We start from the raw sequence: 22,703 nt of genomic DNA, 5'->3' as shown, positions 1-22,703 counted from the left end.
TAATGTGTTTATGATATAATATTCGAGGTGAAATACCGGTTGTTGGAAAGGCTGAATATCGTGAAAAAGAAAAAAATATTGTTTTTCATTTACCAGATGGGCGGCGGCGGTGCAGCAAGAACACTGCTCAATATCATTAATAATATTGACCGGACAAAGTTCACGCCAGTCCTTGTGACACTCAATCACGACGGGAGCTACGAGAAGTCTATCAATGATGATGTGAAATTTATAAAGCTTGATATAAAAAGGCTCCGCAGTGCAATACTGCCTCTTTCAAAAGTCATCAGAAAAGAGCGTGCAGACCTCGTATTCAGCACGATTCCAAACTATAATATCATCGCACTCCTTGCGACTATGCTGTCATTTTCTCCGGCAAAAAATGTCGTCAGGGAAGCAGCCTACCTCGGGGGCAGTGTGAAGGAAAATATTAAACTGCGTTTTGCAGGCCGGCTTTACAGGCGTGCGTCCAAAGTGATCGCACTGTCGAGGGGTGTCAAAAAGAATATTATTAACAGATATAAAGTGAATTCTGATAAAATTGATATTATATACAATCCGGTTGATATTGAGGCAATCCGGGACATGATGGCAAAAGACGAGCTCTCCGACGAGCACAAAGTAATTTTCCAGAACAGCGGCAGGACGATTATCACGGCAGGACGGCTTCACCCTGACAAAGACCAGAAAACACTGTTGAAAGCATTTGAAATAGTTAAGGAAAATCATGATGACAGTCATCTTTTCATCCTTGGCGAAGGTCAGTTGGAAGCTGAACTGAAGCAGCTTGCAGACGATTTGAATATCGCGGACTCCGTCCATTTTGCCGGATTCAGATATAATCCATACGCCTACTTCAAACATGCAGATCTGTTCGTCCTGTCATCTGTAAGAGAAGGATTCGGGCATGTGCTGACAGAGGCGATGGCAACGGGTACACCGGTCGTATCGACGAAAGCGCATCCCGGAGCGGATGAAGTACTGGCGTCCGGAGAATTCGGCCATATGTGCGAACCGTCCGATGAAAAGGCGCTTGCAGCAGGCATCAATCATATATTTACACTCAGCGACGGTGAAAGAGCAGGCATCATTGAAAAAGGTCTGAAGCGTGCAGAAGAATTTCATGTAAATAAAATCATCAGGCAGTATGAACAGATGTTTACAGAAGTGCTGGATAAATAATTGGAAAACAGGAGATAAATTATGGAAACAAAAAAGCGTGTAGTACACATGACTACCGTCCATCACCCATACGATCCGAGAATCTACCATAAACAATGCAAGTCACTTGAGAAGGCAGGATTTGATGTCACACTGATTGCCAGGCGTGACCCTAAAGGGAACGATGGTGATAAAACAATCAATCATGTATTACTTAAAACATATAAAAGCCGTTTGAGACGCATGATTTTCGGGACGTATGATGCTTATAAGAAAGCTAGTGCGCTGAATGCGGATATCATAACTTTTCATGACCCGGAACTTCTGCCGGCTGCATGGCTGCTTAAAAAGCAGAACCATGTCGTCGTATATGATATTCATGAGGACTACATTACAAGTATCATGCAGAAAGAATATCTGAACGGACAAGTGAAAAAAATAGCGGTGTCCGGATATAAGCTGTTGGAGAAATTCTTTACGAAAGGCATGGGTCTGTCACTTGCCGAGAAGTATTATGAAGAAATGTATCCGGACGGTGTATGGATATTGAACTATCCAACCGTCAATGAAAAATTTATCGAGCATGACAGAACCGGTAAAGTTGAAAATAAAGTCCTGTATACAGGAAATGTTTCACACGTCCGTGGAGCGAGATACCATGCCAAGCTCCCTGTTATCGATTCGGAACTCAGTGTCCATTTTGTCGGTAAATGCCCGGGTGACTTGGCTCGCGAAATGTATGAAGTTGCAGGTGAACAAAAAAATAAACTTCATATAGAAGGTATCGACAGCTTCGTTGAAAAAGAAGTGATTGAAAAAAGATATCTTGAAAGAAACTGGCTTGCAGGTGTTGCATTGTTCCCGCCGACGGAACATTATAAGAAAAAAGAGCTGACAAAGTTCTTTGAATATATGAATGCAGGCATTCCCGTCATCTGTTCTGATTTTCCGGTGTGGAAAGCATTTGTAGAGCGATACGAATGCGGCATCGCTGTCGATCCGGAAGATGATGAAGCGATAAAAGAAGCGCTTGATTATCTTAAGAACAACCCTGAAGAAGCATCAAAGATGGGCAGAAACGGCAAAAAAGCTGTAAAAGAAGAATTAAACTGGCAGACTCAGGAATATAAATTGATTCGCTGGTATAACGGACTTTTAAATCAAGAATTATCTTCCGGTACGGGAGAGGAGGTCTGATACTATGACTCATGATAAAAAGCCGATGATTTCGGTCATCACTCCCGCATACAACTCGGAAGCGTTCATCACAGAAACGATCCAGACAGTTATAGATCAGACATATCCCTACTGGGAAATGATCATCGTTGATGACAGATCCAAAGATGACACGGTCCGCCTCATCAAGGAAATGCAGGACAAGGATGAGCGGATCAGACTGATAGAACTTGAAGAAAATTCAGGTTCAGCAGTTGCACGAAACACCGCAATCGAGCATTCAAGAGGGCGCTATATCGCATTCCTGGACAGCGATGACGGCTGGTACCCCGAAAAATTGGAACGTCAGCTCAAATTCATGCAGAATGAAGATATCGCTTTTTCCTTTACGGAATATGTCCGGACACTCGAAGACGGTACTGAAACGGACTATATTTCAAAAGCACCGGAGACGGTGGATTGGGATGCATTGATGAAACGCTGTGTCATCGGCTGTCTGACTGTGATGATAGATACTGAAAAGACCGGCGAAGTGAAAATGGTGGATATCCGTACCCGCCAGGATTATGCATTATGGCTCAGTCTGACAAGGCAGGGTTACACGGCATACGGACTTAAGGAAGTGCTTGCAAAGTACAGAGTGGTCGGAGACTCCATCTCAAGCAACAAATGGAAGGCTGCCAAAAGGAACTGGTATGTCTTCAGGCATATCGAGAAGCAGAGCCTGCCGAAAGCGCTGTGGTATTTTGGCCATTATGCAGTCATTGCCATAAAAGATCTGATTAAATATAAAGTGGTTGTAAACAAAAGGGCCGGGAAAAAGAATTCCGGCCGGGAGTAAACTAGGCGGTGTCATTAGTAATTATGAAAACTTATTTAAAGGAAATGTTGAGTCGTAAGGACTTGTTGTATTATTTGGTGCGGTCCGGATTGAAGGCGGAACACCGCAACAGCTATCTTGGTTATTTATGGTGGCTGCTTGATCCACTTCTTAACGTATTGGTTTTTTATTTTCTTATTGTAGTCATATTGGACCGCGGGGATACGGAGAACTTCCCGCTATTTCTCGTCATCGGGCTGATTGTATGGCGTTGTATCAGTACGACGCTTAACTCATCGTCAGGGTCGATCATGAGATACAGTTCGATCGTGAGCCAGGTCTACCTGCCGAAGTCGCTGTTCCCGATATCATTCACACTGACCCAGTTGTTCAACTTCTCGTTCGGGTTCATAGTGATTGCCGGGTTCCTGGCATGGTTCCGTGTGATGCCGGGGTGGGAAATTGTATTTCTGCCGCTGCTCATCATCATACAGACGACATTCCTGCTCGCAATCGGAATGATTCTCGCGTATGTGACTGTCTTTGTAAGGGATATTGAAAACGTGCTCCAATATGTGACGCGTGCATTCTTCTATGCTTCTCCCATCATTTGGGAAGGCGGGAGACTGCCGCCGGAATATGGCTGGGCTGTGACGTACAACCCGATTGCCGTCATCGTTACTGCCTACAGGGATATTTTGATGTATGCGAGCCTGCCGAATTTCTTGGGTCTCGGCATCATCTTTGTAATATCGGCAGCGGTCATCGTATTCATGATATGGTACTACAGCAAAAATGAATATAAAATCATCAAAGCGATGTAAAACAGCATTGGACAAACGAAATTTATATAAAGAGGGTTTTTGAATTGGCTGTACAGGAAGATTCAAAAATGAATGAAGAAACTGACAATAAAAAAACGGTCATTAAATCTGAAGGCGTGGGCATCTCCTTTTTCTCAGGGAATCATGCCGCAGATTTCAAATCCAGAATACTCGATTTTTTCCAGACATGGAAACTGCCGGAAAGAAACCTGATACACCCGCTTAAAGATATAACCTTTGAAGGCCGGGAAGGTGAGATACTCGGCATCATCGGTTCGAATGGTGCAGGGAAATCGACACTGTCGAGAATCATCGCGGGTATACTGAAAGAAGATTACGGTGTGATGGAAGTGAAAGGCAAAGTCACCGCACTCTTCTCATTCGGTATGGGATTCAATCAGGAACTGCCAGGCAGGGAAAATGTGTATTTGAACGGTCTGATGCTGGGTATAGATAAGAAGGAAATCGACAAGTATATCCAGGATATAAAGGACTTTTCAGATCTCGGCGAATTTTTCGAGCAGCCGATGAAGTATTATTCAAGCGGTATGAAATCGAGGCTCGGTTTCAGCGTGGCGGCAAATCTCCACCCTGAAATACTGGTCATCGATGAGGCGTTGAATACCGGTGACGCGAAGTTTTCACAAAAAGCTTCGGCCAAGATGAAGTCACTCGTCAAAGATGCAAAGATGGTCATCCTTGTCACACACAGTCTGAGATATGCACAGAGAAACTGCAACAGGATCATGTGGATCGACAATGGTGAAATCCGTGAAATCGGCGATCCGAAGACGGTCATTGCCAATTATCGTGCAACAGTGCCGAAAAGGAATGTCCAGAGAAAGCGCAGGAAGCTCGAGCTCAGAAAGACTGAGACTGAGATGACGGATAATGTCGTCATCCGGGCGAAAGACGTGAGTGTGAAATATAAACTGACCACCGGTGATTTCTGGGCGCTTAAAGACGTCAACTTTGAAGTGAGAGAAGGCGAAGTGGTCGGTATCATCGGCCATAACGGAGCCGGAAAAAGTACGCTTTGCAAGACGCTCACCAAAATTTTGCGGCCGGATGCGGGACATATGGAACTGTACGGTGAAACTTCGGCACTGCTCGGCTACGGTACGGGATTCAACCCACATCTGACAGGTGAAGATAACATTTATCTGAATGCATTACTGCTTGGGATCCCCAAAAGGCGTGTGGATGAAAAATATGATCAGATAATCGAATTCACCGGTCTCGGTGATAAAGTCAAGAAACCTGTAAAAGATTTTTCGAGCGGCCAGAAGGCGCGTCTCGGCTTCAGTATCGCAGCCAATCTGCAGCCGGACATATTTATCGTAGATGAAGCATTATCTACAGGCGACCTTGCATTCCAGCAGAAGGCGAGTGAACGTATACAGGAAATGATGAGCCGGGCGAAAGTGGTGATCATCGTGTCACACAGCCTGTCATTCATCGAAAAGATATGTACACGTGGCATATGGATGGACCAGGGCGGGGTGATGTTCGACGGCACTGTTGAAGAGGCGGTCTATAAATATAAAGAGTCGCAGGGTCTTTTGATGAAGCCTATACAGAAACGGCCGGTCAGACGTGGACAAGGCGCTGTCAAAGGCAATATCAACGGGTCAGGCAACAGACAGCAGAAGGTTGTGAACAAGAAGTCCGGCACCGGCAAAGTCAACACGAAACAGCCGCCAAAGAATCAGGATGTCAATCAGAAAACGACGTATAAATAGTATGAAGGTGGTGTTTTAATTGCTGAAAAAACTGATATCAAAACCTGTAGACTGGATGGTCTATTCAGTCATGGGTGAAAAACAGCGGAAACAGATCGGGGATATGCTCTCGAAAAAACAGAAAGAAAATATCACCCGGCTTCTTAATGGCAAGAAGTTTCGTGAAAGACGGAAACTGAAATCTTTGAAACATCACCTTTATAATCTGGGGTTTACCGATCAGGCATTAAAAGACATACAGAAATTCCAGATGGAAACTGAAAATAATGAAATTAAAAGACTCATCTCCTGGGAGATGAGTCTTTGGCACGCCAATAAAAATACTTTTGAAGGTGCCAAAGAAGCGATCAAGCATCTGCCCGAAGCAGCAGAAGGTGAACAGAACAGGGATCAGCAGAGAAGGATAGTCATCGTCACTGCAGAATGCTTCGGCCGTCTGGCACATAAGGAACACGCGGCCGAACTGTTAAAGAAACAGCTAGATAACGCTGAACATCCGGATTTGTATCTCGCGCTCGCAAACCTTGAAGACGATATCGAAGAACGTATGAAATACATCAACAAGGCATTTGGGATGTATGATTTAAAGCCGATCGGCTTTAAAACGGATTACAGTGCTGCGACTTACGATGATCTGGTTACATTATCACCGGATGAAAATGACAAAGTGTATGAGGGACCGAAAGTGTCGGTGATACTTCCGGCATTCAAGGCGGAGTCCGGCATCAGAATCGCCATTGAATCGATTCTGTCCCAATCATGGCAGAATCTGGAGCTCGTTGTTGTGGATGACTGCAGTCCGGACGGCACAGTTGAAACAATCATGGAATATGCGGAGAAAGATTCCAGGGTGAAACTGCTGTCCACCCCGAAAAACAGCGGACCGTACACAGCAAGAAACATCGCCATGAAAGAAGCTTCGGGTGAATTCATCACGATCAATGATGCGGACGACTGGTCACATGAGCAGAAGATTGAAACGCAGGTCAGACACTTGATGGAAAACGACAAGATCATCGCAAACACTTCCGAACATGCAAGGCTGACGGAGGAATTGACATTGTACAGGAGAGGGACGCCCGGCAAATATATCTTTCCGAATATGTCATCCATCATGTTCAGAAAAGATGAAGTGCTGGATAAGATCGGCTACTGGGACAGTGTGCGTTTTGCTGCAGACGGTGAATTCAAGCGCCGACTGATTAAAACATTCGGACAAAAAGCCTATGTTGACCTGAAATCAGGGCCGCTGTCATTGCCGAGACAGTCCGTTTCATCACTGACAGGCAGTTCGGCATTCGGCTATGACGGCTTCTTCATGGGTGTCAGAAAAGAGTATGTTGAAGCACTGGAACATCATCATAATGCTGCAACAAACCTGTATTACCACTTTCCGCAAGTGGCGCGGCCATTCCCGGTTCCCGAACCGATGTGGCCGGCACGTGAAGAAAAAACAGAAGGCTGGAGATACTTTGATGTGGTCCTGGCGGGGGATTTCAGGAAAAAGGGCACAGAGCACTTATACAAAATCAACCAGCTGAAAAAGGAATATGATCGTATCGGACTGGTGCAGCTGTATGAATATGACCTGGATTTCCAAAATGATATCGAACAGGATATCAGAAATGCGGTGGACGGCAGGAATGTACAGATGCTGGTCTATGGAGAAAAAATCAAAACGGACAGACTGATTTTGAAAGAACCTCAACTTCTGCTCACATGGCAGAAATACCGTCCGGAAATAATTGCCGAGAATGCAGATGTGGAGAACTTGGAACTCATCGATAGCAGATTCAGAGATAAGGTTCAAAACCGGCTGGAAGCGTATTTCGGTATAAGAGCGGAGGATATTTCGGATGCTTAAAAACGAACAGCTCGCGGCGGAGCTGCAGCAGCTTGAAGCTATACTCGCAAGAACTGAAGCGGAAAAAAAAGAATCCTTTGATGAACTGAAAAATGCGCAGACCGAGTTCAATAATGCGGAACGTTTCATCGATAATGCGAAACGTCTGCCGAAAAACCTGAAAGGCTTTGTCCGTGCCTCCGGTGCGTATGCGCTTGGCAGACGGAACCGCAAACAGTTGTACAGCGCTTCCTACAGAAGGAAGGACGCACAGAATAAACTGAAGGCGTATACTTATCATTTATATGATCTGGGGTTTACAACAAGAGCCTTGAAAGATCTGGAGCATCTTTATGACAGAACAAACAGTAATAACCTGAAAAGGGCCATCGCCTGGGAACTGACTTTGTGGCATGCCAATAAATATACGAATACAGGTGCCCGCCGGGCATTTGAATATTTACCGCAGGCGGTACGCGGCGTCAAAGATGAAGACTTTTTGAGAAAGGCGGCCGTCATTGCCGCAGAATGTGCAGACAGGCTGAAACTGAAAACTGCAGCTGAAAAGATACTGAAGACCGTCATGCATCAGGACCATCCGGATATTTATCTCGCCATGGCGAATCTGGAGGACGATCTTGATGAGCGGGCAGAGTGGATCAATAAAACCAACAAGTTTTACGGTCTCGCTCCCATTGAATTCGGCGGCAGCACATATGAAGAACTGACTGCATGCAGAAGCCGTGACACCGGCGGGCCGAAAATCACCGTCATCATGCCGGCCTACAATGCAGCGGACGGCATATCTGCAGGAATCGGCTCCATCCTCAATCAGACGTGGAACAATATCGAACTCTTAGTCGTTGACGATTGCAGTCCCGATAACACCCGTGAAATCGTTGAAAGATATGCAGAAAAAGACGGCAGGGTAAAACTCCTGTCGACACCTGAAAACAGCGGGCCCTATGTCGCAAGGAATATCGCACTGAAAGAGGCGTCCGGTGAATTTGTCACAATCAATGATGCCGACGACTGGTCCCGTCCTGAAAAGATTGAAATCCAGGCGAAACACCTGATGGACAATGAGGATATCATCGCGAACACATCCGCGCATGCGAGATTGACGGAAGAGCTGAAACTTCACAGAAGAGGTACCCCCGGAACTTATATTTTTTCAAATATGTCATCCCTGATGTTCAGAAGACGGCAAGTTTTAGAAAATATCGGTTACTGGGATACTGTTCGTTTTGCGGCAGACAGTGAATATAAAAAAAGGATGGCCGCCGTTTTCGGCAGCGATGCAGTGAAAGATCTCGATAGCGGTCCCCTGTCATTTCCAAGACAGTCCTCAGGTTCACTCACCGCGAGTTCAGCCTTCGGCTACAAAGGATTTCTGATGGGTGTGAGGAAAGAGTATGCAGAAGTGCACAGAAGATACCACAAACATTCAGACAGACTCGAACTGTACTACCCTTTCAACCGGAATGACCGCAAATATCCCGTACCTGAACCCATGTGGACGAAAAGGGAAATGAAGACAGACGGTTACAGACATTTTGATATCGTAATCATCGCTGACTTCAGATTGGATGGCAGCCGTCATCAGGATACCATCAAGGAAATCCAGCTCAATAAACGGCGCGGACTCCGTACGGGACTCGTTCAGATGGCTCATTACGACTTCAGCATCAAGAAAGAAATTGATGAAAGTATCAGACAGCTGATAGACGGTGAACATGTCCAGATGATTGTTTACGGAGAATATATCAATGCGGATGTAATGCTCATCAAACACCCCGGTGTATTTGAAGAACACCAGGAGTATGTGCCGGCAGTCAAGGCGGAAATAGTGAGGGGCCTCCTTGAAAGTGCCCCAAAGCGGCTGAGGCAGTATACTCGAAATGCTTCAGAATATGCGGGGAAAGAGGTAAAATGGTATCCAGCAAATGATTCAGTGCGCGAAGCCGTCAATAAACAGCACATCAGGCTAGCAGCTGAAAACTGGTCGGACTATGCACGGATGCTGGATGACTGGATTATATAACCTTTTAGAAAACAGGACGGTGACAATCATGGCTGATGATAATAAAACAAAAAGAACGGACAGCAGTCTGATCAAAGCTTTAATCCAGACAGAGGCGGAAATAGACAGGGCAGAACTTGAAAAATCGCAGGCAGATAAACGTACCCGTCAGATAAAAAGCAGCAAGACTTATAAATCGGCAGGACCGCTTAAAAATCTGGGCTCAAAAAATAGACATCAAGAAGAAATCCGCATGCTTGAAGCAGAACTGGCAGCGGTGAAAAATGAGCTCAGGGAAACGAAGGAAGCACTGCAGCAGGCAAGACTGGATGGTGTTTCAATGAACAGCATCAAAGTTCAAAAGTCTGTGAGAGAGATGAAAAATGATGCCAGTCTCATGAACTACATCGAAAAAGCGGTCGTCAGGAAGCAGCAGCACGACAAGAACTATAACGATGCACTCACATATGCCGGCAGACTATTCATGAATGAGCGTGACGCATACAGACGCACGGTCTATGAAACCCTGCTCCAAGGTCTGAAGATCGAAGATATTCCGGAATTCATGATGAGGGAAGCGTTTACGGATAACGTGCAGCTGTCACATGCCGCATCCTTCCGGGCGAGCCTGAACATGAGAATCAGACAGTCGCAGCTTTTTGGCACACTGCCGGAATATATTCTGGATGATAAAAAGGCTGCTTATGAATTTATGGATAAACTGAATATCAGAAGACCGTGGACATCAGAAAAGTCTTTTAAAGCGGATGAACTTGAAATCGACCCGTCGACGGTGGTCAAGCCCGCTGACGGTGCAGGTGCACGCGGCGTATACCTCATCCATGATTTTAGTGATATAATTGACCTCAAACGTGCAAGGAAACTGGACAGCAAGGAAGCACTCAGGAGCAGCATGAAAGAAGACCTCGATACAGGCCGGGTCTCTGAAGATGACTGGATGACCGAAGAACTGATTCTGGAAGACAAGGAAAATAAAACACCCGGCAGCGACATCAAATTCTACTGCTTTTACGGAAAGGTCGGCCTTGTGCTTGAAATCAACAGATACCCTGAACTGAAATACTGCTGGTGGACGGCAGACGGTGAACGTGTCCGTACAGGTAAATATGATAATGAACCCTTCTTAGGTGAAGGAGTGACACCGTCAGAGATTGAAATGGCATCGAAGATAAGCAAAGAGATTCCCGCACCGTTCATAAGAATAGACTTCCTGAAGTCTGAGGACGGGCTCGTGTTCGGCGAATTTACACCGAAACCGGGTAATTATGATGAATTCGATAAAGAGACCGATCAGTGGATGGGTGACTTTTTCCTTGAAGCAGAAGCGAGGCTGACTTACGATTTAATCAATCATGAAGCGTTCACTACATATATGGAGTCAAGACAAGGATAGACAAGTGTTGAGAGTTTAGGAGGCTATAGGAATGGAAGAGATTAAAACGGAATGGTTGCCACATTTATCAAATGAAATCGTTTCTGAAGTTGAAGGTAACTTTCTGGATGCATATGCCGTAGCTCTGGAGGGTTGGCGCAGAGGATTAAAATTGAGATGGCATGTAAAGGACTCTGAGAAATTCAAAAATATGGAGACATGGTTTGTTGACCGTCCCGGCCAGCTCTTTTCTTTGAGCTCAAAAGAAAAAACACATTATTTCTTCAGATCCAGAGGAGATAAAGTGACAAATGAAGCGGTTCAGATTGGTAAAAATAAAGAAAAAACGAACAGCGCACTCAAAGAAGCGGGGGTATTGATTCCTGAAGGCAGACGTTTCGCTGAAGGCGCACAGGACGAGGTGCTGGTCAGCTATGCGGAAGATCTGGGTTACCCTGTAGTCCTGAAGCCGACTGATGGCAGCTTTGGAAGAGGCGTTGTCTCCAACATTGCTAGTGCTGGTGAACTCGAAAATGCACTTGTTTATGTGCGGAGAGAACTCGGATATAAAGATGTCATCATAGAGCAGTATATTGGAGGCGAAGACTACAGGCTATACGTAGTCGGGGACCAGGCGATAGCTGCCATGCACCGTACTCCTCCAAATGTAACAGGAGACGGGCACCTCACTATCCAACAGCTGATTAAACAAAAAAATGAAATCAGAAATGATAATCCAAGACTGATAAGCTGTCCAATCATTGTCAATCAGGAAACGAAAGATTATCTTGCACGAAAAAATTATAATTTGAAGACTGTCCCACAAGCTGGTGAACATGTCTTTCTCAGTGATAAGGCGAATATTTCGATCGGCGGTGATCCTGTCGATGTCTTTGATGAAATATCACACGAAGTGAAAGACACGGCGGTAAATGCTTTGAGGGCAGTATCCGGACTGGAACATGGCGCAGTGGATATAATCATTGATGAAAACGCTGATGATGTAAAAGCATATGTCATCGAATTGAACCCGACATCACAGCTCGGTGGATTATTGTTTCCAATCAATGGGAAATCGAGAGATGTACCTTCTGCAATCATTGACTATTATTTTCCGGAGACAAAAAGCCATCATGTAGACAGAACACGCACATATTTTGATTTTTATGATGTGCTTGATCCCCTGCAGTCAAGAGATGCTATGACAACGACTGTCACACCATCTCCTTACGGAAAAATATTTGCCAAAAAGTATATTGTTACTGGAGATGTACAGAATATCGGCTATCACCGTGGACTGAGAAAGCAGGCTTTTGAGAGGGATCTCCATGGTTCAGTAATGAACCTTGAGAATGGTGGAATAGAAGTAGTAGTCGGCGGTATAGACGCTGATATGGTTGATGATGTTGAAAATGGATTTTGGGAAGATGAAGAAAGAGCCCAGGTCTTCGAAGTGCAAAAAGAGGATTATGACGGCCCGATCAAAGTAGGATTTGAAATAAAAACAGATTTGAAAACACAGTTAAGAGAATTGAAGGAATATAAAAGAGAATTGGATATTACTGAGTATGAAAGAAAGAAAGCAGAAGTTGAGAACAGAAAATTTCATCGCAGTACTTCCTGGAAAGTCACGCTGCCAGTGCGTTTAGCCGGCGGAGTAATCAAGAAGTTCAAAAAATAAGTATTTATAAAATTCCACAGGGAGGAATTAATAATGGACGGAAATGAAGGCATCAGTCTGCCTCAACTCACCGGAGATATTGTTAAAAATGCCAGAAAAACACGTCTGGATGCATTTGCTGTTGCATTGGAAGGCTGGCGCAGAGGACTTAAACTGACATGGTATACAAAAGACTCCAAACATTTTGATGATATGATTATTTTTGGTGTCAACCCGCCCGGGAGGCTCTTTTCTCTGTCAAATGAAGAAAAAACACACTATTTCTTCAGGACACGTGGGGATAAAGTTTCCAATGAAGCGGTGGAAGTCGGTTCTGAAAAAGATGAGACAAAAGAAGTATTAAAAGAAAAGGGAGTACCGGTTCCTCTTGGGAAAGGATTTCCAGCAGAGGCAACAGATGAAGAGATTATAGAGTATTCCAAAACGATTGATTATCCAATTGTCTTTAAGCCGACGAATGCCAGCCAGGGTGACGGAGTTGTTACAAATATACAAGATGACCAGGGCTTTCTGAAGGCACTGGAATATGTCCGACATGACCTCGGTTATGGGGAAGTAATAGTGGAGCAGCACGTTGAAGGTGAAGAGTACCGGGTTTACGTGGTGGATGACAAAGTCGTCGCCATCTATAACAGAAAACCGGCCAATATCATCGGTGACGGCAAGCACGACATTGAAGAACTGATTGGTCTGAAGAACAGAGAGAGAAGAAAGAATGCACGGCTGAACAGCTGTCTGATCGAAATGGATATAGAAATTCTGGAATTCATCCAGGAGGCGGGCTACGCTCTGACCAGCATTCCGGAAAAGGGCGAACGCATTTATCTCAGACAAAAAACGAATGTGTCGACAGGCGGTGACCCGCTGGATGCAACAGATGACCTGTCTGATGAAATCAAACAGATTGCAATCGATGCATTAAAAGCGATACCCGGGTTCACCCACGGTGGAGTGGACATCATCGTGAATGAAAACAGAGCGCAGAATGTACCGGCAGTAGTTATAGAATTGAACCCTACAGCCCAGATCGGCGGCGCGCTTTTTCCACTGAGAGGGACAGCACGTGATGTACCTGGTGCGATCATAGATTATTATTTTCCGGAAACGGCAGATATAGATACAAAAGAGTCCAAAGTCTACTTCGATTTCATCAATGTGCTTGAACCTCTTGAAAACAGGTCAGCTTTGGAAGTTGAAGTATCACCCGCACCGATGGGCAAACTTCATATCAAGCGTTTTGTCGTCACCGGACAAGTCCAGCGCCACAGTTTCCACCGCTGGCTGAAGCAGAATGCACTGGACAGAAATCTGCATGGTTATGTGAAAAATACCGTGTTTAACGAGATAGAAATCGTAATCGCTGGTACAGATACAGCACTAATCGACGACTTCAAAGAACAAATTTCTAATTATCCTCAGGCTTCAAAAGTAAAAAAGATTACTGGGGAGAAATGGGATGAACCGGTGACAGTCGGATTTGAAATCACGGAAAAATATAATACCAGAAGCGTAAAATCAGTCCAGCATGCACTGCGCAGGATGAATAAAGACCTGACTCACCTTAAAAAACAGAGAGACAGGGTAGTCAAGGATAACAAACATATTTTGAACAGCTCATCATGGAAATATACAGCACCATTAAGAACTCTGAGTGAAAAGATAAAAGACAGAAAGACAAAATAGGCCATATACGGAGGTAATCAAATGACAGAAACTTATCCTTTTTGGCTGGACAAGGAAATGCTGAAAGGTGTACGCAGATTCAATATAGATGCCTATCTTGTGGCACTTGAAGGCTGGCGCCGGGGGTTGTCCCTTACTTTCCATGAGCACAATACCCCCCGCACAGATTTGAAACTGATCGGTTTCGATCCAATCGGCAAATTGTTTTCACTGTCATCAGAATATAAAAGTCATTTCTTCTACCGGACAAGAGGAGATAAAATATCCAATGAAGCGGTGGATATCGGCACTGACAAGGAGCTGGCGAAAAAATACCTGAAAAAAGCAGGCGTTCCCATCCCTGAAGGTTTCAGTTTCACAAGCGAAACTCCTGTTGAAGAAGTGACGGAATCATTATTTGAGAATCAGGGTCCCTTCGTATTGAAACCTACATTCGGCAGTCTGGGGAAGGGTGTGACAACCAATATCCAGACTGAAGAATTTTTCAAAGAAAGTCTCGAGTATATTAAAGCAACATTTGACTATACCGACTTCATTGCAGAGCAGCATATTGAAGGTGAAGACATACGCGTTTATGTTGTTGGAGATGAAATCGCAGCCGCAACGAAACGTACTTCAGCCAATGTAACAGGTGATGGTACAAGTTCGATCGAAGAGCTGATATCCTTTAAAAATGAATCTAGGAAAAGCAACCCGCATACAGTGACCCGGCTTATTAAAATTGACGACAGAATGAAAAATTATTTGAAGAAGCAGAATCTGCAGCTGTCAGATGTGCCGGATAAAGATGAAATTGTATATCTGAAAGGTGAAAGCAATATTTCTGCTGGCGGAGATTCAGTTGATGTCACTGACACCATCAGGTCTGAAGTCAGAGAAGTCGCGATAGAAGCTGTAAAAGCTATACCGGGACTCAATCATGCCGGGGTAGACATGATTGTAAACGAAAAAGACGCTGTGGTTATTGAGATAAATTCTACAGGGAGTACCGCCCTCCACACATTTCCCTTGTATGGTGAATCACAGAACGTGGCCGAGAAAATCATAGATTATTATTTTCCGGAGACTAAAGACATTGATAAGAGCAATGTGCTGTATTTCGATTATCCATCCATTTTATCTCAACTGAGAAGTAATTCAATCAAGCGGATAGAAGTCACAGATGCGCCTGTTGGTGAAATATATGCCAAGCGCTATATCATATCCGGTAAAGTCCAAAAAGTAGGATACAGGATATGGTCGGAAAACAATGCCATTCGGGAAGGACTCCATGGTTATGCCCGTAATTTAAAAAACGGTGATGTTGTAGTAGTCGTGGCAGGACTGGACAAATATAGGGTGGATAATTTTAAACACCTATGTTATGAAGGTCCGAGACGGGCAAAAGTTAAAAATGTCAGGGAATATGTATGGACAAACAGAATTAAAATAGGGTTTGAAATTAAATGACTCATGTGGGCTTTTCATTTTTTATAAAGGATAAATATTAAAAGAGTTTAGTTTGTATTAATCAGAAAAAGATAAGATAATTTAAAATATCTCATTCAGGGTATGAGTGATTTCAAGTTATTTTATCGAAGGAGAAAATCTATGGAAAATTTTGATGAAAACTGGCTGCCTCATCTGAATAACAGACCACCTGGCATCAGTGCCTACCGTACAGATATATATGCTATGGCAAGTGAAGGCTGGAGAAGAGGTCTGACACTCAAGTTTATAAAAGCACCGGGATATAACATATCGCCCGCCTTAAAGTACTCACTTAGCGATGGAGAGAAAGAACATATATTTTCTGTCGCAAGAGGAGATGCTGTCACACCTGATGCGATAAGAATCTGTGAAGAGAAACCGTTAACCTATTATTATTTGAAAAAGAACAACGTACCTATTCCGGAAGGTGAAAGCTTCAACGATACAGTCGATAATCATGAAATCGTCGAGTATGGAAAAAAGCTTCGTTTTCCTCTTGTTGTCAAACCGACGGATGGTAAAAGCGGCGAAGGTGTCATTACAAACATCAAAACTGTAGAAGAACTTGAAAATGCAGTTAAACATGTCAGAGAAGAATTGAATTATAATAATCTGATAATTGAAAGATTCATAGTCGGCGTAGATTATCGTGTTTACGTCATAGATGGTTATGTGGCAGGTGCCTATAAGAGAATTACAGCAAATGTAATCGGTGATGGTAAGAGTTCGATATCAGAATTGATAAAAATTAAAAATATAAAAAGAAAGAATAACCCTTTCATAAAGAACAGAAGTATAAAAATTAATCAGGATTTGAAAGACTTTCTCAAGTCTAACAATTACTCCCTTACAAGTATTCCAGATGAAGGTGAAAGAGTGTATGTCAGGGCGCACGGAACATACTTTAAAGAAAGAGATCCGGTGGATGTTACTGATGATATGTCAGATCACTTAAAACAGATTGCTGTCGATGCCGTCGATGCAATACCGGGACTTCCTCATTGTAATGTTGATATGTTGATCAATGAAGAAGAAGGCACCGGGTATATAAATGAAATAAACTCAAGGCCACAAATCAGTAATCATCTCTTTCCAATGGAAGGTAAGGCAAGAGACATTCCTAAAGCAATAATTGATTATTATTTTCCCGAAACTGTTGATAATGAGAAAAGAAACAAATATTACTTTGATCTCCCTTTCATTTATGAAACCCTTTGGTCCGGAAATGCAAAAGAAGTGACAGTTCCGGATGTCAACCGCGGAAAAATAATATCCAAGCGCTTTCTTCTGAAAGGTGTAGACAGAACACGGTTATTTGACAGGAATGTCAGAAAACATGCGATTTTATTAAAATTGAATGGTTATATCAAAACTCTGGAGAGCGGTAATACTTCGATTGTTGTATCAGGCACTCCAAAAAGAGTGAGGCAGTTTAGAGACATCCTGAATAATCAACTAAAAAAACGATTTAAAATTCAGTCGATAACCGAGAAATTCTCTTCTAAAAATTTGAGAGTAGGATTCCATATAATTCAGAGTAAGACTGATAAAACTGGAGAAGTGGAAAATTTAAAGACTGAACTGAAAAAATATAAAACACAAATGAATAAAATCAATAAAGAGAAGAAGAAATTAGAAGATGAGCTTGAAAGTATTAAGAACAGCCGTTCACAAAAAATCACAAAACCTTTAAGAAAATTCAGGTCCAAATTTAAAAAGTAGAATAAACTCATCTGTTGTTGAATAGGAGGATGAAAATGATAAAAGAAGGTACTTTAAACGATTATACAGAGCATAATTCAATGCTTCCAAAAAGGGCTGCCGGACCTTCCCTGATTACCTACAATGTCGCTTTGGAGGCATGGAGAAGAGGCGTCGGTCTTCAATTCTATACTGTTACAGTTAAAAACAGGATGAGAATATTTTACTTGTTGGAGAATGAAGGTAAAGCTTATAAATTCCAATATTCGCTGGGTGGAAAAGTTGAATCGGAAGCCCGTAAGATTGTTAACGATAAGTCTCTAACGAAGCAGCATTTAAGTGCTGCCGGTGTCTCTGTCCCGGAGGGGAAATCAGTGGATATTGATAAGGGTATAGAAGAAACGCTTAAATATGCTGATGAACTGGGTTATCCGGTGGTTGCCAAACCAACAGACGGCAGGCTTGGAAAAGGTGTCATGACTGACCTGCGTGATGAAAATGAGCTGAGAGATGCACTCAATCATTTGAAAGACGAACTGGGCTCCACCGATATAATAATAGAGCAGTATATCAAGGGTGATGACACAAGGGTCTATGTGATTGACGATAAAGTTGTTGCAGCATATAAACGTGTACCACTTAATGTTTTTGGTGATGGTTACAGTACAATCAGTGAGCTGGTAGACGAAAAGAAACGTATAAGAAAAAACAATCCATATGCAAAAAAGCATGAAATTGACATTAATGAAGAAGTGCTGGCATATTTGACAGGACAAGGTTACACGATTGATTCCGTACCGGAAAAAGGTCAGAGAGTATTTCTGGCCGAAAAAACACTGTCCTCGGATGCCGGTGAAAAAATTGATATAACAGAAGAATTATCAGATAAGATGAAAGAGACCGCCATCAATGCAGTCAAGGCTGTCCCAGGCATGTTTATGAGTGGTCTTGACCTTATGATAGATCACGGCCGCAATCAGGGATATATTCTGGAATTGAACGCGAATCCCAACATTGCAGGACATCTTTACCCGATGGAAGGGAAGCCGAGGGGTGTACACAAGGCAATCATCGATCATTATTTCCCGGAAACAATAGATAAAAAACCTAAAAATAATGATCATTTTGTATATGACTTCGACGGAATCATCGATATATTAAAAAGTGGTGCCGTTAAATCTGTAACAGTGCCTCCACTGCCTAAAGGCCGGCTGAAAGCTGTCGAAATTGACATTACAGGCGGCTCTGAAAGACTGCTGGACTGGATTCACCAAAGAGCAGTCAACATGAGAATTGGTGGAGAAATTACAAGAATAGGTAATGATGAATTTAAGATTAAAATAGCGGGCAGAAATGCAAAAGTTAATAACTTTATGAGTGACCTGAAACAAAGAGTCACTTCCAGCACCCGCTTGAAAATTGTGGATGATGTCAAACTGAAAGGATTATATCCTTTTTATTTTAAAAAAGTTGGAAACAAGCCGGTTATAGAACCATCTGAAGTTCCCGATAGACCAACTGCAAAGAAAGAAAAAACGGCTAAAACCGATTTGCAAAAATTGAAGGCGGAAGAGAAGAAGAACCAGGTACTGTCAAAAGAACTTCAGGACATGAAGAACAGTAAATCCTGGCAGTTGACTGCACCACTAAGAAAATTAATGTCAAAAGTAAATAAAAACAAATAAAACTGAACTTGTAATAAGTCGTCTGTGATTATCTGTCTGTAACCGTTAAAATGGACATCCGGATAATTTTGCAGACGATTTTCATTTTTAAAAGTATTATTTCCTGATAAAATCTAATATATAACAGATGTAAAAAGCATATACTGAATTGATTTTACAGGATGGCAGAGTGTATACTGATAACAAAAAAGAGAATATGCAATCAATCAGTCAAATTTCTAATGTTCTAAGGAGAATCATTATGAGTAATATAAATGTTGAACTGCTTCCTAAACTCCCAAAAGAAGTTGTAGAAGGTATTGAAGGTTTTAAACTTGATGCTTATCTCATAGCCTTGGAGGGATGGAGAAGAGGACTTAAGCTGACATGGTATAAAGAATCGGTCGATCATTTAAAACTTGCCATGAAATCAGGAAATATGACACTTGGAAAACATTTTTCACTCAGCTCAAATACAACAACACATCATTTTTTCTGTTCACGCGGAGACAAGGTTGCCAATGAAGCTTACCGAATCTGTCAGGATAAAAAAGAAACGCAGAGAATCATCAGTGATAAAGGGGTGCCTGTCACAGGTGGAGAATTGTTTAAAATAGTTGATAAGAGCATTTATGATTACGCAGAAAAAATTGGTTTTCCTGTGGTGATTAAACCTGCAAACGGCACAATGGGCAGAGGTGTCTACACGAATATCAAAGATTCTGAAGCACTCAGTAATGCGATTGAAGACTTTAAAAAACGTTACAGTTATAAAGAAATACTTGTAGAGAAGCATTTCTTTGGAGATGAGTATAGAATATATGTAGTCGGGGATAAAGTGATAGGAGCAACGAACAGAGTCCCTGCAAATATTCAGGGTGACGGCAGTCATACAATTTCGGAATTGATAGAGTTAAAGAATAAGGAGAGGCTGGAAAATCCCTATTTAAAGTCCAAGCCTATAAAGGTTGATTATGAAATTGAGCTGACACTTAAAGAGCTTGGTTTGACGACGGACAGCATTCCAGGTAAAGGCGAAACAATCAGTATGAGAAAAGTCAGCAACCTTTCTGCCGGAGGAGACCCATTGGATTATACTGATGAACTAACCGATGAAGTGAAACAAATTGCAGTCGACGGTGTCAATGCTCTGCCATCAATCCCGCAGGCAGGAATCGATGTCATTGTTAACCCGGATGATAATAAGAAAGGCAACATATTAGAAGTAAATGGTACTGCAGAAATTGCATTTCATATGTTTCCGTGGAATGGAAAAGCAAGAGATGTCTCAGGTGCCATCGTTGATTACTATTTCCCGGAAACTATAGATGCAGAAAAATCAACATGGTACTTTGATTATCCAAGTGTACTTGAGCCGCTTAGAACAAGTGCTGCTGAAGAGGTGGCGATAGCACGGGCTCCTCTGAGCAGTCGTCTATATGCAAAGAGATTTGTAGTTAAAGGGAAAGTGATGAAAGTTGGATACATGTCATATATCAGAAGACAGGCATTAAAACGCAATCTGCATGGTTATGTGAGAAAGATAGGCAGAAATTCCATTGAAGTGATTGTATCCGGAGAAGATGAAGCGGTCTTGGAAAATTTCAATAAGGTATGTAATAGAGGATCTAAAAAATCCAAAGTTGAATCAGTGGAAGAAACTGATATCTCTGTAGATAGCAGAACGTTCAAGTTAGGATTCCAAATAGTATTAAGTAATAAAAATGAATAAGATTATTAAGTGTTTATAAAGGAGATAGTTGAAAAATGCTTGTTGGTGTAATGTCTACTTATATAAGACCGCCTAAACTTATAAGGATTACTGCTTTAATCAGTAAAGCTTATGGGATAGATATTATTTTTGTTCGGCCACCTGATGTAAATATAGAAAAAGAAACACTGACAGGGAAAATGCTGATAAATAATAAGTGGGTAACACAAGAAAGAGAGATCCCTGATTTTATAGATATTACTCCATATTGCTTTAAAAAGAAGTATAAACCCGTAACTGATTATTTGAAAGAAAAAACATTTTTATCAGATAATAGAGATAATATTTTGACTAAAGAAGCACTGCATGAATATTTGAGAGAAGATCCAAAGTACGCTCATTTAGTGTTACCGACACATAATGTGTCAACTTATGATGATATATTAAATTATCTGGATCAGTATTCAAAGGTGGTTTTAAAGCCATCTGATGGCATCCAGGGTAAGAGAATTTACATTGTAGAAAAAACAGAAGATAAATATAAAGTCGGTCATAATACACTGGAAAAAAACATGAGTGAAGACGAGTTTTTTAATTTATTTATAGAGAAAATTGAGAATCAAAGATACCTGGTGCAAAAATATATCGTTTCCAGAACACTTCAGGGAGATCCATTTGATTGTAGAATACACGTTGAAAAAAATGGAAGTGGTAAATGGCAGAGTGCCAAGAACTACATTAGAATAGGTATTGGTCAGAAAGTGATATCAAATGTTAATCAGGGCGGTGGAATAGCCGATCCGATTCCATTTTTAAAAGCTAATTATGGTGGCAAATGGAAAGAGATAGATGAAAAGCTCAAGAAATTAGCTGTTACACTGCCTTATAAAATCGAGGAACTAAGAGGGACTCATATAATGTCACTCGGGATAGATATAGGTATTGGACGAGATGGAGAGTTGTACTTATTCGAGGTTAATGACGGTCCTGCATTTAAATCCTTGATAGGCGAGATTGCATATTTAAGAAGCAATTATTACAAATATATTCAACGCAATATAATTGGAATCAATAATAGTCATGATGTTTCTATGAAAAACGATGCGGATAAAGCCCCCGGTGTCTTTAAAAAATCATTAAAACAAATAAAAAATATCATGATTACTTTTAAATCAAAATACAAAAGAAAGTAATGTAATACAGAAAAACTTTCACTTTGTGATTATATGAAATACAAAATTGATATTATAAATGATTGCAGGAACTAAAGTATCCCCAGTTGCATGTAAAATTTTGCAGCAGGGGATATTTTGGTTAGTCAGAATTTTGCCTGTCCTGAAGAATTAATTTTTCACCGGCTAAACGTGCGAATGCTGAGGCAATGCTGTTACTGCTTTCCACCAGCATCGTATTGAGTGCATCTCTTAAAAGTATGGTATCCCCAGCTTTGAATTTCGTACCGGAACCTCCTTTTATATCACTTTGTCCAAGTGTAAATGGCAGTATTAAAATGTAGGAAATCGGCAATTTAAAATTGTTGGTTTACCTACATTTTTTTGTATGCTTTTCTTATGACATCTAAGGAGGATATTCATGAGGAAAGACGTACGTGAAGGAGTCAAAAAATTTATGATCGATGGTATCAAGCCCAACTTTGCCGCATTAGCCCGTCAGTATGGGTGTGACTATCGCACGGTGAAAGCAGCTTATGCGGCAGAAAGCCAAAACACAGAGGAGCAGAAAAGAATGAGCAGACCGAGTAAATTGGATGAATTTAAACCGATCATCCATGACAAACTGGAGATTCAATG

General features: G+C 42.1%; 16 protein-coding genes and 1 pseudogene. 16 read left to right on the top strand and 1 reads right to left on the bottom strand.

What is annotated here, in order from left to right:
* Positions 1–60: 60 nt before the first annotated feature.
* The 15 genes from BLR15_RS07515 to BLR15_RS07445 all read left to right on the top strand — a co-directional run bounded on the left by BLR15_RS07515 (position 61) and on the right by BLR15_RS07445 (position 22,085).
* Positions 61–1,182 (top strand): glycosyltransferase, encoded by a 1,122-nt coding sequence (locus tag BLR15_RS07515; protein ID WP_092986275.1) that lies wholly within the window; start codon positions 61–63, stop codon positions 1,180–1,182.
* Between the two features lie 21 nt (positions 1,183–1,203).
* Positions 1,204–2,358, top strand: coding sequence for a glycosyltransferase (locus tag BLR15_RS07510; RefSeq protein WP_092986197.1), 1,155 nt, complete (start codon positions 1,204–1,206; stop codon positions 2,356–2,358).
* Positions 2,359–2,362: 4 nt separating this feature from the next.
* The gene (locus tag BLR15_RS07505) at positions 2,363–3,178 is read left to right on the top strand and encodes a glycosyltransferase family 2 protein (RefSeq protein ID WP_092986195.1); all 816 of its coding nucleotides are present in this window, start codon (positions 2,363–2,365) and stop codon (positions 3,176–3,178) included.
* A gap of 23 nt (positions 3,179–3,201) precedes the next feature.
* On the top strand, positions 3,202–3,981 hold the full coding sequence (locus tag BLR15_RS07500) for an ABC transporter permease (RefSeq protein ID WP_092986193.1): 780 nt from the start codon (positions 3,202–3,204) through the stop codon (positions 3,979–3,981).
* Positions 3,982–4,049: 68 nt separating this feature from the next.
* Positions 4,050–5,723 (top strand): ABC transporter ATP-binding protein, encoded by a 1,674-nt coding sequence (locus BLR15_RS07495; RefSeq protein WP_092986273.1) that lies wholly within the window; start codon positions 4,050–4,052, stop codon positions 5,721–5,723.
* A 19-nt stretch (positions 5,724–5,742) separates the two neighbouring features.
* Complete coding sequence (locus BLR15_RS07490; RefSeq protein ID WP_092986191.1) at positions 5,743–7,587, top strand: glycosyltransferase family 2 protein; 1,845 nt, start codon at positions 5,743–5,745, stop codon at positions 7,585–7,587.
* Entirely contained in the window at positions 7,580–9,610 is a 2,031-nt protein-coding gene (locus BLR15_RS07485) for a glycosyltransferase family 2 protein (protein ID WP_092986189.1), read from the top strand. Before BLR15_RS07490 ends, BLR15_RS07485 begins: the two co-directional genes overlap by 8 nt.
* The gene (locus BLR15_RS07480) at positions 9,594–11,003 is read left to right on the top strand and encodes an ATP-grasp fold amidoligase family protein (RefSeq protein WP_245696674.1); all 1,410 of its coding nucleotides are present in this window, start codon (positions 9,594–9,596) and stop codon (positions 11,001–11,003) included. The genes BLR15_RS07485 and BLR15_RS07480 overlap by 17 nt, the downstream gene beginning before the upstream one ends.
* A gap of 31 nt (positions 11,004–11,034) precedes the next feature.
* Entirely contained in the window at positions 11,035–12,663 is a 1,629-nt protein-coding gene (locus BLR15_RS07475) for an acylphosphatase (protein ID WP_092986187.1), read from the top strand.
* Positions 12,664–12,696: 33 nt separating this feature from the next.
* Positions 12,697–14,346 (top strand): acylphosphatase, encoded by a 1,650-nt coding sequence (locus BLR15_RS07470; RefSeq protein WP_092986185.1) that lies wholly within the window; start codon positions 12,697–12,699, stop codon positions 14,344–14,346.
* Positions 14,347–14,367: 21 nt separating this feature from the next.
* Entirely contained in the window at positions 14,368–15,795 is a 1,428-nt protein-coding gene (locus BLR15_RS07465; RefSeq protein ID WP_092986183.1) for an acylphosphatase, read from the top strand.
* 141 nt (positions 15,796–15,936) lie between these two features.
* The gene (locus BLR15_RS07460; RefSeq protein ID WP_176754091.1) at positions 15,937–17,538 is read left to right on the top strand and encodes an acylphosphatase; all 1,602 of its coding nucleotides are present in this window, start codon (positions 15,937–15,939) and stop codon (positions 17,536–17,538) included.
* 35 nt (positions 17,539–17,573) lie between these two features.
* Positions 17,574–19,202, top strand: coding sequence for an ATP-binding protein (locus BLR15_RS07455; RefSeq protein ID WP_176754090.1), 1,629 nt, complete (start codon positions 17,574–17,576; stop codon positions 19,200–19,202).
* 241 nt (positions 19,203–19,443) lie between these two features.
* The gene (locus BLR15_RS07450) at positions 19,444–20,913 is read left to right on the top strand and encodes an acylphosphatase (protein ID WP_092986177.1); all 1,470 of its coding nucleotides are present in this window, start codon (positions 19,444–19,446) and stop codon (positions 20,911–20,913) included.
* A gap of 35 nt (positions 20,914–20,948) precedes the next feature.
* The gene (locus BLR15_RS07445) at positions 20,949–22,085 is read left to right on the top strand and encodes a YheC/YheD family protein (RefSeq protein ID WP_092986175.1); all 1,137 of its coding nucleotides are present in this window, start codon (positions 20,949–20,951) and stop codon (positions 22,083–22,085) included.
* A 121-nt stretch (positions 22,086–22,206) separates the two neighbouring features.
* Here the strand turns inward: BLR15_RS07445 and BLR15_RS07440 are convergent, their stop codons facing one another.
* Positions 22,207–22,419 (bottom strand): hypothetical protein, encoded by a 213-nt coding sequence (locus tag BLR15_RS07440; protein ID WP_092986173.1) that lies wholly within the window; start codon positions 22,417–22,419, stop codon positions 22,207–22,209.
* A 66-nt stretch (positions 22,420–22,485) separates the two neighbouring features.
* Between BLR15_RS07440 and BLR15_RS07435 the strand changes: the two are divergent.
* Positions 22,486–22,703, top strand: a pseudogene (locus tag BLR15_RS07435) (IS21 family transposase); the annotation flags it as partial.

The sequence above is a fragment of the Lacicoccus qingdaonensis genome (assembly GCF_900101075.1).
Taxonomy (GTDB): domain Bacteria; phylum Bacillota; class Bacilli; order Staphylococcales; family Salinicoccaceae; genus Lacicoccus; species Lacicoccus qingdaonensis.
This window is presented reverse-complemented; position numbering and strand designations above follow the sequence as displayed.

Bases quoted from the DNA above. Each gene is read 5' to 3' on its own strand.
- BLR15_RS07510 (WP_092986197.1), top strand. From the start codon at position 1,204: ATGGAAACAAAAAAGCGTGTAGTACACATGACTACCGTCCATCACCCA.
- BLR15_RS07505 (WP_092986195.1), top strand. From the start codon at position 2,363: ATGACTCATGATAAAAAGCCGATGATTTCGGTCATCACTCCCGCATAC.
- BLR15_RS07500 (WP_092986193.1), top strand. From the start codon at position 3,202: ATGAAAACTTATTTAAAGGAAATGTTGAGTCGTAAGGACTTGTTGTAT.
- BLR15_RS07495 (WP_092986273.1), top strand. From the start codon at position 4,050: ATGAATGAAGAAACTGACAATAAAAAAACGGTCATTAAATCTGAAGGC.
- BLR15_RS07485 (WP_092986189.1), top strand. From the start codon at position 7,580: ATGCTTAAAAACGAACAGCTCGCGGCGGAGCTGCAGCAGCTTGAAGCT.
- BLR15_RS07480 (WP_245696674.1), top strand. From the start codon at position 9,594: ATGACTGGATTATATAACCTTTTAGAAAACAGGACGGTGACAATCATG.
- BLR15_RS07475 (WP_092986187.1), top strand. From the start codon at position 11,035: ATGGAAGAGATTAAAACGGAATGGTTGCCACATTTATCAAATGAAATC.
- BLR15_RS07470 (WP_092986185.1), top strand. From the start codon at position 12,697: ATGGACGGAAATGAAGGCATCAGTCTGCCTCAACTCACCGGAGATATT.
- BLR15_RS07465 (WP_092986183.1), top strand. From the start codon at position 14,368: ATGACAGAAACTTATCCTTTTTGGCTGGACAAGGAAATGCTGAAAGGT.
- BLR15_RS07460 (WP_176754091.1), top strand. From the start codon at position 15,937: ATGGAAAATTTTGATGAAAACTGGCTGCCTCATCTGAATAACAGACCA.
- BLR15_RS07455 (WP_176754090.1), top strand. From the start codon at position 17,574: ATGATAAAAGAAGGTACTTTAAACGATTATACAGAGCATAATTCAATG.
- BLR15_RS07450 (WP_092986177.1), top strand. From the start codon at position 19,444: ATGAGTAATATAAATGTTGAACTGCTTCCTAAACTCCCAAAAGAAGTT.
- BLR15_RS07445 (WP_092986175.1), top strand. From the start codon at position 20,949: ATGCTTGTTGGTGTAATGTCTACTTATATAAGACCGCCTAAACTTATA.